Annotated in this window: 12 protein-coding genes and 4 tRNA genes; all 16 read right to left on the reverse strand. The window is 63.6% G+C overall.

From position 1 onward, the window contains the following. Positions 1-161: 161 nt before the first annotated feature. A complete protein-coding gene (rplL, locus tag ACZ50Q_RS28055; protein WP_008157777.1) occupies positions 162-542 on the reverse strand; it encodes a 50S ribosomal protein L7/L12 in 381 nt (126 codons plus the stop codon). 81 nt (positions 543-623) lie between these two features. Next, complete coding sequence (gene rplJ, locus ACZ50Q_RS28060; protein ID WP_092582884.1) at positions 624-1,148, reverse strand: 50S ribosomal protein L10; 525 nt, start codon at positions 1,146-1,148, stop codon at positions 624-626. A gap of 273 nt (positions 1,149-1,421) precedes the next feature. Further along, positions 1,422-2,123, reverse strand: a complete 702-nt coding sequence (gene rplA, locus ACZ50Q_RS28065) for a 50S ribosomal protein L1 (RefSeq protein WP_056320726.1) — start codon at positions 2,121-2,123, stop codon at positions 1,422-1,424. Positions 2,124-2,125: 2 nt separating this feature from the next. Further along, entirely contained in the window at positions 2,126-2,557 is a 432-nt protein-coding gene (rplK, locus tag ACZ50Q_RS28070; RefSeq protein ID WP_043542688.1) for a 50S ribosomal protein L11, read from the reverse strand. Between the two features lie 63 nt (positions 2,558-2,620). After that, positions 2,621-3,154 (reverse strand): transcription termination/antitermination protein NusG, encoded by a 534-nt coding sequence (gene nusG / locus ACZ50Q_RS28075; protein ID WP_006389586.1) that lies wholly within the window; start codon positions 3,152-3,154, stop codon positions 2,621-2,623. 9 nt (positions 3,155-3,163) lie between these two features. After that, positions 3,164-3,544 (reverse strand): preprotein translocase subunit SecE, encoded by a 381-nt coding sequence (secE, locus tag ACZ50Q_RS28080; RefSeq protein ID WP_056571941.1) that lies wholly within the window; start codon positions 3,542-3,544, stop codon positions 3,164-3,166. A gap of 64 nt (positions 3,545-3,608) precedes the next feature. Then, positions 3,609-3,684: transfer RNA gene (locus ACZ50Q_RS28085), tRNA-Trp, on the reverse strand. Positions 3,685-3,875: 191 nt separating this feature from the next. Then, a complete protein-coding gene (gene tuf / locus ACZ50Q_RS28090) occupies positions 3,876-5,066 on the reverse strand; it encodes an elongation factor Tu (RefSeq protein WP_142052172.1) in 1,191 nt (396 codons plus the stop codon). 55 nt (positions 5,067-5,121) lie between these two features. Further along, positions 5,122-5,196 (reverse strand) — tRNA-Thr (locus ACZ50Q_RS28095). Between the two features lie 12 nt (positions 5,197-5,208). Continuing rightward, a tRNA-Gly gene (locus tag ACZ50Q_RS28100) sits at positions 5,209-5,282 on the reverse strand. A gap of 148 nt (positions 5,283-5,430) precedes the next feature. Continuing rightward, a tRNA-Tyr gene (locus ACZ50Q_RS28105) sits at positions 5,431-5,517 on the reverse strand. Positions 5,518-5,630: 113 nt separating this feature from the next. Then, on the reverse strand, positions 5,631-6,794 hold the full coding sequence (locus ACZ50Q_RS28110; protein ID WP_464080132.1) for an iron-containing alcohol dehydrogenase: 1,164 nt from the start codon (positions 6,792-6,794) through the stop codon (positions 5,631-5,633). A gap of 46 nt (positions 6,795-6,840) precedes the next feature. Continuing rightward, a complete protein-coding gene (locus ACZ50Q_RS28115; protein WP_464080133.1) occupies positions 6,841-8,229 on the reverse strand; it encodes an aldehyde dehydrogenase family protein in 1,389 nt (462 codons plus the stop codon). A 30-nt stretch (positions 8,230-8,259) separates the two neighbouring features. Continuing rightward, positions 8,260-9,645, reverse strand: coding sequence for a glutamine synthetase family protein (locus tag ACZ50Q_RS28120; protein WP_092577255.1), 1,386 nt, complete (start codon positions 9,643-9,645; stop codon positions 8,260-8,262). Between the two features lie 57 nt (positions 9,646-9,702). Continuing rightward, the gene (gene hisN / locus ACZ50Q_RS28125) at positions 9,703-10,509 is read right to left on the reverse strand and encodes a histidinol-phosphatase (protein WP_464080134.1); all 807 of its coding nucleotides are present in this window, start codon (positions 10,507-10,509) and stop codon (positions 9,703-9,705) included. A gap of 182 nt (positions 10,510-10,691) precedes the next feature. Further along, on the reverse strand, positions 10,692-11,693 hold the full coding sequence (locus ACZ50Q_RS28130) for a Bug family tripartite tricarboxylate transporter substrate binding protein (protein WP_464080135.1): 1,002 nt from the start codon (positions 11,691-11,693) through the stop codon (positions 10,692-10,694). Positions 11,694-11,810 lie beyond the last annotated feature (117 nt).

An 11,810-nucleotide genomic window follows, 5' to 3' on the forward strand; every position in this document is an offset into this window, starting at 1 on the left:
GAGCACTCCGACTCGAGGTTGCATGGGCCGTCAACCACGGCCCCAGGTGATACGACTCCAGGAAACCCCTCTGAATGGGCATGCCCCCAGTAGGGGTTTCCTGGAAACGCAAAAGCCCGGGGACTGCAAACTGTGCTGTCCCCGGGCAGTTGACGCAGGTCTTACTTGACTTCGACCTTGGCGCCAGCTTCTTCCAGCTTCTTCTTGGCGGCTTCGGCGTCAGCCTTGGCCACAGCTTCCTTGACGGGCTTCGGAGCGCCGTCGACCAGGTCCTTGGCTTCCTTCAGACCCAGACCGGTCAGCTCGCGCACGGCCTTGATGACGCTGACCTTGTTCGCGCCGGCTTCTTGCAGGACGACGGTGAACTCGGTTTGCTCTTCAGCAGCGGCGGCAGCGCCACCAGCGGCGGGAGCAGCGACAGCGACGGCAGCGGCAGCAGCCGACACGCCGAACTTCTCTTCCATTTCCTTGATCAGCTCGGACAGCTCGAGCACGGTCATGCCAGCGATGGCGTCAAGGATTTCAGCTTTGTTAAGTGCCATTTTTCAGAACTCCAAATATTTTGGTAATGCCAGGGTTTGGGTGTCGCTTCGTCGTTCAGCGAATTCCGGACAGCAGGGCGATCAGGCCGCTGCCTTCTGGTCGCGCACGGCAGCGAGGCCACGGGCGAACTTGGTCGGAACTTCGTTGAGCGTACGCACGAATTGCGCGATGGGGGCTTGCATGGTGCCAAGCAGCTTCGACAGCAACTCTTCGCGCGAGGGCATGGTGGCCAGAGCCTTCACACCTTCTTGGTTCAGCAAGTTGTTGGGCAGAGCGCCCGCCTTGATGACCAGCTTGTCGTTGCTTTTCGCGAAGCCAGCGATGACCTTGGCCGCCGAAACCGGATCAGTGCTGATGCCATAGATCAGCGGACCGGTCAGTTGCTCAGCCAACGGCTCGAAAGCCGTGCCGGCAACAGCACGACGGGCCAGCGAGTTCTTCAGAACACGCAGATACACGCCCGATTCACGCGCAGTTTTGCGCAGTACGGTGACAGAGGCGACGTCCAGACCACGGTACTCAGCGATAACAATCGATTGGGCCTTGGCGACTTCCGCCGAGACTTCCTCGATTACCACCGCTTTCTCTTGACGATTGAGACTCACGGTTTGAACACTCCATCAAAAGACGCCTGGGGCCGGAGCCTTGCGCGTCAACCGAATGCGGCGCCTGGACGAGTTCTTCGGGTAAAGAATTCTTCCTGGGGACGCCGTCTACGCTGGATCCGGACTAGGTGAGCTCCGGGATTAAGCGGGGCAGCGGCGATGCTGCTTTCCTTGCGGAAGGTAGATCCCTTCCACTGCCCTGCTCCAGCGGTCTTTGACAGCAACATCCGGAGGTTTCCGGATGCAGCCCAAAGTACGTTTACTGCTGTTGGCTTAGTTGGAAGCCGACAGCGAGGCAATTTCCACGCGCGCACCGCCGCCCATCGTGGACGAAACGGCGAGCTTGCGCAGGTAGATGCCCTTGGCGGCGGCGGGACGAGCCTTTTGCAGGGCGTCGACCAGCGCGGCCAGGTTGGTTTGCAGCTGTTCCACGCCGAACGACGCACGGCCGATCGTTGCGTGGATGATGCCGGCCTTGTCGGTACGGTACTGAACCTGACCGGCCTTGGCGTTCTTGACGGCGGTGGCGACGTCGGGCGTCACGGTGCCGACCTTGGGGTTCGGCATCAGGCCGCGCGGGCCCAGGATCTGACCCAGGGCGCCGACGACACGCATCGTGTCGGGCGAGGCGATGACGACGTCAAAGTCCATCTGACCGGCCTTGATGCTGTCAGCCAGATCGTCCAGACCGACGATGTCGGCGCCGGCGGCCTTGGCGGCTTCAGCCTTGTCGCCTTGGGCGAACACGGCCACGCGGACCGACTTGCCGGTGCCGGCGGGCAGCACGACCGAACCGCGAACCAGTTGGTCCGACTTCTTCGGGTCGATGCCGAGTTGCACGGCCACGTCAATGGATTCATTGAACTTGGCGACGGCGGTTTCCTTGACCAGGGTCAGGGCTTCAGCGACCGGGTACAGCTTGGTGCGGTCGATCTTTTGCGCAATAGCGGCGGCGCGCTTGGACAACTTAGCCATGATTAGATCCCCTCAACCGTGATGCCCATGCTGCGGGCGCTACCAGCGATCGTGCGCACTGCAGCTTCCAGATCGGCGGCGGTCAGGTCGGGACCCTTGGCCTTGGCGATTTCTTCAGCTTGAGCGCGGGTCAGCGTGCCGACCTTGTCGGTATGCGGCTTGGCCGAACCCTTTTGCACGCCAGCGGCCTTCTTGATGAGGACCGTCGCGGGCGGGGTCTTCATGATGAAGGTGAAGCTCTTGTCCGCGAAGGCAGTGATCACCACCGGAATCGGCAGACCAGGCTCCATGCCTTGGGTCTTGGCGTTGAACGCCTTGCAGAATTCCATGATGTTCAGGCCGCGCTGACCCAGGGCCGGGCCAATCGGGGGGGAGGGGTTAGCCTTACCAGCCGGTACTTGCAGCTTGATAAAGCCGACGATCTTCTTCGCCATGCTTTGCTCCTTGCGGGTGATATCGCCCTGGCCAATGCGGACAGGGCTCCCCGGGGGTTAAATTCAGGTCTTTTCGACCTGGCTGAAATCGAGCTCAACGGGCGTGGCGCGACCAAAAATGGTGACGGACACACGCACCTTGCTCTTTTCGTAGTTGACTTCTTCGACGTTGCCGTTGAAGTCCGCAAACGGACCTTCCTTGACCCGAACCATCTCGCCCACTTCGAACAGGATCTTGGGGCGGGGTTTCTCGACACCCTCTTCCATCTGGGAGAGGATCTTCTCGACTTCCTTTTCGGAAATCGGGGTCGGACGGTTGCCCGAGCCACCCAAAAAGCCGGTGACGCGGTTGGTGTTCTTGACCAGGTGCCACGTTTCGTCGGTCAGGTCCATTTCAACCAGGACATAACCGGGGAAAATGCGGCGCTCGGTGATCGATTTCTGACCACCCTTGACCTCGACGACTTCCTCGGAGGGCACAAGGATGCGACCAAAAGACGTCTGCAGGCCCGCGCGCTCGATGCGCTCGTTCAGGGCCTTGTGGACGCTTTTTTCCATGCCGGAGTACACATGGACGACATACCAACGCTTACTCATTCGCCGTCCTTATTTCCAGCCCAACAACAGGCCGTAGAGAATCCATTCGATGCCCTTGTCGAGCACCCACATGAAAATGCCCATGACCGCCACGAATGCAAAAACGATACCCGTCATCTGGGTCGTTTCCTTGCGGGTGGGCCACGCGACACGCTTGACTTCGTTGTAGGACTCGCTGGCAAAGCTGAGGGTGCGGCGGCCGGGTTCGCTGAACCAGGCGATCGCGGCTGCGATCACGAGGCCACCGACGAACACACCGATACGGGCGGCCATCGGCTGTGCGCTGAGCACGGAAAACCCGACGATGCCAGCAATAACGACGAGAACCGCCAGTCCGAGCTTGACCCGGTCGGCGGTACTGGTTACGGTTTCTACGCTGGTATTAGACATATTGCGACGCGAGCCGCCGTGAATGCGTAACTCGCGATGATCTCCCGCGGGTTTATCCTGGCGGTGGCAGGGGCAGTAGGAATCGAACCTACAACCTTCGGTTTTGGAGACCGACGCTCTGCCAATTGAGCTATGCCCCTAAACACTTCAACACTACACCTTGCTGCACAGTCGCTAGCACAACTGCTAGGCTCTTACATCGACTTGCGCTTTGGCATTGCTTTGCACTTTGTTCCGCCTGCGTTGGCTTGCGGAACCATACATAGTACTACTTTTACAGCAAAGATGGATAGAGGGGCATGAATGCCCACCCTACCCATCCGGGTATTGCTTACTTCAGGATCTTGGCGACGACGCCGGCGCCGACGGTACGACCGCCTTCACGGATGGCGAAACGCAGACCTTCTTCCATGGCGATCGGGGCCAGCAGCTTGACGGTCATCGTCACGTTGTCGCCCGGCAGAACCATTTCCTTGTCGGCCGGCAGGTCGATCGTGCCGGTCACGTCCGTCGTGCGGAAGTAGAACTGGGGACGATAGCCGTTGAAGAACGGGGTGTGGCGGCCGCCTTCTTCCTTGGACAGGATGTACACCTCGGACGTGAAGTCCGTGTGCGGGGTGATCGAGCCCGGCTTGGCCAGAACCTGGCCGCGCTGGACGTCTTCACGCTTGGTGCCGCGCAGCAGGATGCCCACGTTGTCGCCGGCTTGACCTTGGTCCAGCAGCTTGCGGAACATTTCCACGCCCGTGCAGGTCGTCTTGACCGTCGGCACGATACCGACGATTTCGATTTCTTCGCCGACCTTGATGATGCCGCGTTCGATACGGCCGGTCACCACGGTGCCGCGACCCGAGATCGAGAACACGTCTTCAACCGGCATCAGGAACGCGCCGTCGATGGCACGCTCAGGCGTCGGGATGTACGAGTCCAGCGCGGCAGCCAGGGCCAGAATGGCCTGCTCGCCCAGTTCGCCCTTGTCGCCTTCCAGCGCCAGCTTGGCCGAACCCTTGACGATCGGGGTGTCATCACCCGGGAAGTCGTACTTGGACAGCAGTTCGCGAACTTCCATTTCCACCAGCTCGAGCAGCTCGGCGTCATCAACCATGTCAGCCTTGTTCAGGAAGACGATGATGTACGGCACGCCAACCTGGCGGCTCAGCAGGATGTGTTCACGCGTTTGCGGCATCGGGCCGTCAGCGGCCGACACGACCAGGATCGCGCCGTCCATCTGGGCCGCGCCCGTGATCATGTTCTTCACATAGTCAGCGTGGCCCGGGCAGTCAACGTGCGCATAGTGGCGCGATTCCGTTTCGTACTCGACGTGGGCCGTGTTGATCGTGATGCCGCGGGCCTTTTCCTCAGGAGCTGCATCGATCTGGTCGTAGCCCTTGGCTTCGCCGCCGAACTTGGTCGACAGAACGGTCGTGATCGCCGCCGTCAACGTCGTTTTGCCGTGGTCAACGTGACCAATCGTACCCACGTTCACGTGCGGCTTGGTACGTTCAAACTTGCCTTTTGCCATGGCTGACTCCTGACCTGGATTGCGCTTCTGACTGAAGAAAAGAATTTGGAATTCGTGGTGCCCATGGCGCGGATCGAACGCGCGACCTCTCCCTTACCAAGGGAGTGCTCTACCACTGAGCCACATGGGCATTTAAAAATCTTGGAGCGGGTGAAGGGAATCGAACCCTCGTCGTAAGCTTGGAAGGCTTCTGCTCTACCATTGAGCTACACCCGCGGCAAACCCTTTCACCTTCTCTTTCCCCACACCCTTCGAAATCAAGGCCATCGCAAACCTGACGCCTTCTTTGCGAAGGCAACCTAAGCTTGCTAGGCCTTACATTGCAAATCCAGGCAAACCGCGCCTGGATTCGGGAATGGGTCTCTGGTGGAGGAGGTTGGATTCGAACCAACGTAGGCGCAAGGCCAACAGATTTACAGTCTGCCCCCTTTAACCACTCGGGCACCCCTCCAGCGGAGAACTTGAGATTATGAACACTTTCAAATCCGCTGTCAAACCATTCGGACGAAAAATTCAAAATTTCTGTTCTTCCTCCGCCGCGTTTCCGCGCAGAGGGGGCGAAGCTTACAGGTTTCCGCGAATTGCTGCACGAAAAAGCTGAGAATATTGTTCGGCCGAGAGGTTGATGGGGTTGGTGCCGGCGGACGGATCCTCACTTGCCATGCGCCCCACCCGTTCGGCCTGGGCGTCGTCCAGGCCGATTTCCGCGAGGGTGTGGGGGATGCCAACCGCCTCACGCAGCGCCAATACCCAGTCGAGCACCGCGCCCGGGCCCGCCTGCGGCAGGCCGAGGTAGCGGGCCAGCGTTTCGAGGCGCGGCGCCACCGCCTGTTGATTGGCCTTGAGTACATAGGGCATCAGGATGGCGTTGAGCAGGCCGTGGTGCGCGTCATACAGCGCGCCCAGCGGGTGCGCCAGCGCATGCATGGCGCCCAGCCCGCGCTGGAAGGCGGTGGCGCCCATGCATGAGGCCACCAGCATCTGCTGGCGCGCCTGCAGGTCGGCGCCGTTTGCCACCGCCTGAGGCAGGTATTCCTTGATGAGGCGCATGGCTTCGACGGCGATGCCGGCCGCCATGGGATGGTAGACCGGCGAGCAATAGGCCTCCAGGTTGTGCGAAAGCGCGTCCATGCCGGTGGCCGCCGTGATGCGCGGCGGCAGGCCGACCGTGAGCTGAGCGTCCAGGATGACGATGGACGGGAGCATGCGCGCATGGAAGATGATGCGCTTGACCTGCGCCGACTCGTCAGTGATGACGGATGCGCGCCCGACCTCCGAGCCGGTGCCCGCCGTCGTCGGCACGGCCACCACGGGCGCCATTCCGGAGACATTGACGCGCAGGTAGTTGTCCCCCACGTCTTCGAAGTCCCACAACGGACGGTCCTGGCCCACCATCAGCGCGATGGCCTTGGCCGCATCCAGTGCGGATCCTCCGCCGAAAGCGATTACGCCGTCATGGCGGCCGCGCTTGAATGCCGCCACGCCGTCGTCGACGTTGCGCCCGGTCGGGTTGCCCTTGATATCGTGGAACACCGCGCACCCAAGGCCCGCCTCACGGCATGCACGCTCGGCGTGATCAAGCATCGGCAACGCGGCGAGTGCCGGATCGGTCACCAACAAGGGCCGCTCCATGCCCAGCGCCCGGCAATGGTCGGGCAATTCATCGATGCGGCCAGGGCCCACCTTGATCGCGGTGGGATAGTTCCAGTTGACGGACGGCACGGTCATGGTTCGATTTCCAGAGACTTGGCATTGATGTCGGATTGAGTCGGTATCACACGCTGCGCAAGTGGAAGGACTTGGGCTGCGTGAGCTGTTCATATCCCACGGGCGACAGCGACGCGCCGCGGCCCGAGTTCTTGACGCCGGTCCACGCAAGCGCGGGGTCGAGATAGTCACAACGATTCATGAAGAACGTGCCGCAGCGCAATTGGCGGCCAATGCTCAGCGCCGCTTCGTCGTCCTGAGTGAACGCCGCAGCCGTCAGTCCATACGGGCTGTCGTTCATGAGCGCAATGGCCTGTTCGTCGCTGTCGACGGGCATGATGCCGGCGACCGGGCCGAAGCATTCATCGTTCATGATGCACATGCGGTGATCGACCTGCGTCAGCAGGGCCGGCGCGACATAACACGAGCTTTCACTCGCATTGCTGAAATGCGAGGGATCAATCACGTTCACTGCGCCAGCGCCGATTGCTTGGGCAATGACGTCGCGAACCTCGGCCGCAGCGCGCGTGCGTACGACCGGGCCCAGCGTCGTTTCCTGCCGCAGCGGGTCACCCAGCGCGTAGCGTTCGGTCAGTGCGGCGGCGCGTTCGACGAATTGGTCGTACACGCCGCGGGCCACATAGATGCGCTGGATGCCGCAACACGACTGGCCGGAATTGAAGAACGCGCCGTCCACCAATGCATCCACGGCCGCCTCCAGGTTGGCGTCCGCCCTCACGTACGCGGGATCGTTGCCGCCCAGTTCAAGTCCCACGCCGATGAAGCGTCCCGCCGCGCATGCCTCGACCTGGCGCCCCCCGCGCACGGATCCGGTAAAGGACACATAACCGATCTCGGGTGCGCGGATGAGGCGCTGCGTGATGTCATGGTTGGCGTGCAAATGCTGGAAAATGCCCTTGGGCGCCCCCGCGTCGCGGAAGGCGCGGTCGATGAGCTCGGCGCACAGGGGCGTCTGATCCGAATGCTTGAGGATGACGGTATTGCCTGCCATCAAGGCCGGCACGATGCTGTTTACCGCCGTGAGCAGCGGGTAGTTCCACGGCGCGATGGTCAACGCCACGCCGATGGGGTCGCGGCTGATGAAGCGGGTAAGACCGGACTGCGCGGGCGCGGCAATGGGCGCCAGGGCCTGCCCCGCGATTGCGATCATATGGCGGGCCCGGGCCTCGAAGCCGTCGACCTCCAGGGGAGCGTAACGCAATGGGCGGCCCATCTGGATGGTGATGGCCCGCGCGATCTCGTCCTTGGCCGCCACGAATCGGTCTACCGCGTCCGACACGATGCGCCCCCGCGCCTGCACACCCAGCGCGTGCCAGCCGGGCTGCGCGGCCTGGGCGTCGGCCAACGCCTGCGCGATCTGCGCTTCGCTCGCGTAGGCCCGGCGGACGACTTCGCGCCCGTCGATCGGGCTGATGGTGATCAGTTCATCGGTCATGGCAAGGCCTGTGGCAAGCGGTGGACGGAATCAGATGATTTCAAAATAACGCGCCAGCTCCCAGTCGGTGACGTGGCGCCGGAACTGGCGTTCCTCCCATTCGCGCGTCGCGGCGTAGTGCTCGACGAATGCGTCTCCGAACAGCAGCCGCGCGGCTTCCGAGCCCCGCAGACGCTGCGCGGCGTCCCACAGCGTCAGAGGCAGGTGCAGATGCGCGGGAAATTGCTGCGTGTAGGCGTTGCCCTGCACCATGGGCTCGGGCGAGAGGCCCTGCTCTATTCCGTACAGACCGGAGGCCAGCGCCGCAGCCAGGGCAAGGTAGGGATTGGCGTCCGCCGATCCGATGCGCACTTCGACGCGCTGCGACTTGTCGCTGCCGGGGATGAGACGCAGCGCCGTGGTGCGGTTCTCCATGCCCCACGTGGCGTCCAGCGGCGCCCAATAACCGGGCACCAGGCGCGAATAGCTGTTGATGGTCTGCGCATAGAGCGCCATGAACTCGGGCAGGTACCGCTGCACCCCGCCCATGAACGCCGCCTGCGTGGCGCTGATGCCGTGCGGCTGCGACTCGTCGAAGAAGGCGGACAGCCCCGTCTTGCGGTCGCGCAAAGACAGGTGGATATGGCCGCTTTGGCCAGGGTGTTCGGGCGACCACTTTGCCATGAACGTGGCCATCAGGCCGTTCTGCTGCGCGAGCGCCTTGGTGAAGGTCTTGAACAGGAAGGCCTTGTCTCCCGCCGCCGCCGCATGGTCCACGGCGATCGCAGCCTCCAGCACGCCCGGTCCGGTCTCGGTGTGCAGGCCTTCGATGGGCATGTCCATGCGTTCGCACATGTCGAGCAACTTGCGGTAGAAGTCGCCCTCGACCGTGCTTCGCAGCATGGAATATCCGAAATTGCCGGGTGTCCAGTTCTCCAGGTTGCGGTAGTGCTTGGCGCGCACGGAATGCGGCGTCTCGCGAAACATGAAGAACTCGTACTCCAGCGCCGCATAGGCGTCGTAGCCCATGCCGGCGGCGCGGTCTATCACGCGGTGCAGCAGGCGACGCGGACAGATGGCGCCGGCGTCGCCTTCGAATTCCGCCAGGAACAGCAGCATGTCTTCGCCGCCCGGCCCCTGCTCCAGCGTGAGCCGGCGCGCGGTCTGCGGCACGATCCTCAGTTTTGCGTCGGGGTAGGCGGTGTGCCAGCCGGTGTACCGGGTGTTGTCGTAGAGCTGGTCGTCCAGGTCCCACCCGAACACCACGTCGCAAAACGCCAGTCCGCCGTGCAAGGCGCCCAGGAACTTGTCGCGCCGCAGGTATTTGCCCAGCATGACGCCGTCCACGTCGGACAGCCCCACCTTGATGTGCGAGAGCGGGCTGGATTGCACCAGCCGCTGCGCATCTTCCACCGTTGCTACCCCTAGTGCATGCATGCCTGTTCACCTTGTGGCTGAAGCGTTGCGTTGAACTGCGGGTGGGCGGCGCGCCGGTCAGGCCATGGCCGCCCCCAGCAGCCGCATCGCTTCGCGATGCAGCTGCGGCGTGGCGGCCGCGATCACGCGGCCTTGCGACTGCAGGCCCAGCGGCTGTCCCGTCCAATCGGTCATGACGCCGCCCGCGCCCTCGACCACGGGCATCAGGGCAAGGTAATCGTACGGTTGCAGGCCGGCCTCCACGACGAGATCGATGTGGCCGCTGGCCAGCAGCCCGTAGCTGTAGCAATCACCGCCATAGCGGCGCATGCGGCAGGCGGCGGCCAGTGCGTCAAAGGCGGCAAGTTCGGCGCCGCTGAAGATGTCGGGCGCGGTGGCGTAAAGAATGGCCTCTGCCAGCGCGGCGCACGTGCTCGTCCTGCACGCGCCGCCGTTCAGGCGGGCCGCGGCGCCCGCCGCGCCGATCCAGCGTTCGTCCAGCATGGGGATGTCGATGAGGCCCAGCACGGGCCTGCCCCGGTGCAGCAGCGCCAGCAACGTGCCCCATAACGGGTTGCCGGAAATGAAGGCGCGCGTCCCGTCGATGGGGTCCAGCGACCACACGAGCTCGGCCTCGGCGCGCGAGGCGCCGAATTCTTCGCCGAATATGCCGTGATCGGGATACTGTGCGGCGATGGCCTCGCGCAGGGCTGCCTCGACATCCCGGTCCGCTTGCGTGACGGGACTTTCGTCGGCCTTGGTGTCCACCGAGAGCGGATGCCGGAACCCCTTGCGCGACAAGGGGCGCACGCGGTCCGCGAGGGTCTGTGCGAACGCGGCGTACGCAGCAAGCTGATCCGCGGACAGGGCCGGGAAACTCTGCATCGTTGCCCTCCCAAATGGCGAGCGGGGGATGACCGGGAAAAAAGGCGCGCGCATGCGCGCTGTCCCAGTCTAGGCAGGTTGCCTCAGCTTTGCAATCGCGGACCGGACGGTGAAACCCCGACTTGTCGCAACGGGCGGCTGGGGGAGACACGCTGGCCGTGCCGCCCCCGGCCATTGCGCGTTCAATCCAGGGACACGCCGGCCGTCTTCACCATTTCGGCCCAGTAGGCGGTGTCCTGCTGCAGGCGGGTCTTGAAGGCGGCCGGGGCGCTGCCTACCGGCTGGCTTCCCCCGCTGTTGATCTTGGCGATCACGGCGGGCGACTTCATGGCCTGGTTCACGGCCTGCGCCAGGTAGGCGATGCGTTCGGGAGGCGTGCCTGCCGGGGCGAACAGGCCGTACCAGTCATCCGCGGTGATGCCTTCCAGGCCGGCCTGTTTCAGGGTGGGCGCGCTCTTGAAGATGCCGACCCCGTCGCCGTGGCTCATGGCGAGGATGCGCAGCTTTCCTGCGGCCACCATGGGCTCGGCCGATGCGGGCGACGTGATGAGCATGTCCACCGTGCCGCCCATCAGGTCCGTGATAGCGGGCGCCGCCCCGCGGTACGGCACGTGCACGAGCTTGACGTCCGCCTTCTGCGACACCAGGGCGCCCATCAGGTGGCTCATCGTGCCGTTGCCGGGCGTCGCATAGGTAATGACGCCGGGCTGCTTGCGCGCCGCCGCAAGATAGTCGTTCAAGCTCTTGTACGGGCCCTCGGTGCGCGACACCAGCACCAGCGGCGCCGAGGTGATTTGCGAGATCGGCACGAAATCCTTCAGCGGATCGAAGCCGACGTTCTTGTACAGGCGTGGATTGACGGCCATGACGCTGGTCTGGGACATGACGAGCGTGTAGCCATCGGGCTTGGCGCGCGACACTTGCGCCGTGCCGACGCTGCCGCCCGCCCCCGAGCGGTTCTCGACCACCACGCTCTGGCCCGTGATGGCGCCCAGCTCCTGCGCGATCAGGCGCGCGACGCCGTCGTTACCGCCGCCGGGTGGAAACGGCGAGACCACGGTGATGGCCTGTTTCGGAAAGTCGGCCAGCGGTGCGGGCGCCTGGGCATGGGCCGCGATTCCCCACAGCAGACCGGCCACCGCCGTGACGGCGGTCCTGCAAGCGTGCGATGCGTGTTGCTTCATCTGGATTTCCCCTTGAGTTGGCGGCCGGTTGATCGGCCGTCCTTTGCATTCCGGTTCGCCATGAACCGTCCGCACCCCGGCCGCCATGGCCGCCGGGGCGTATTGATCAGGTTGAAG

The sequence above is a fragment of the Achromobacter sp. T5-5 genome (assembly GCF_055397965.1).

Bases quoted from the DNA above. Each gene is read 5' to 3' on its own strand.
- tuf (WP_142052172.1), bottom strand. From the start codon at position 5,066: ATGGCAAAAGGCAAGTTTGAACGTACCAAGCCGCACGTGAACGTGGGT.
- nusG (WP_006389586.1), bottom strand. From the start codon at position 3,154: ATGAGTAAGCGTTGGTATGTCGTCCATGTGTACTCCGGCATGGAAAAA.
- rplA (WP_056320726.1), bottom strand. From the start codon at position 2,123: ATGGCTAAGTTGTCCAAGCGCGCCGCCGCTATTGCGCAAAAGATCGAC.
- hisN (WP_464080134.1), bottom strand. From the start codon at position 10,509: ATGCAGAGTTTCCCGGCCCTGTCCGCGGATCAGCTTGCTGCGTACGCC.
- secE (WP_056571941.1), bottom strand. From the start codon at position 3,544: ATGTCTAATACCAGCGTAGAAACCGTAACCAGTACCGCCGACCGGGTC.
- ACZ50Q_RS28120 (WP_092577255.1), bottom strand. From the start codon at position 9,645: ATGCATGCACTAGGGGTAGCAACGGTGGAAGATGCGCAGCGGCTGGTG.
- ACZ50Q_RS28130 (WP_464080135.1), bottom strand. From the start codon at position 11,693: ATGAAGCAACACGCATCGCACGCTTGCAGGACCGCCGTCACGGCGGTG.
- ACZ50Q_RS28115 (WP_464080133.1), bottom strand. From the start codon at position 8,229: ATGACCGATGAACTGATCACCATCAGCCCGATCGACGGGCGCGAAGTC.
- rplK (WP_043542688.1), bottom strand. From the start codon at position 2,557: ATGGCGAAGAAGATCGTCGGCTTTATCAAGCTGCAAGTACCGGCTGGT.
- rplL (WP_008157777.1), bottom strand. From the start codon at position 542: ATGGCACTTAACAAAGCTGAAATCCTTGACGCCATCGCTGGCATGACC.
- ACZ50Q_RS28110 (WP_464080132.1), bottom strand. From the start codon at position 6,794: ATGACCGTGCCGTCCGTCAACTGGAACTATCCCACCGCGATCAAGGTG.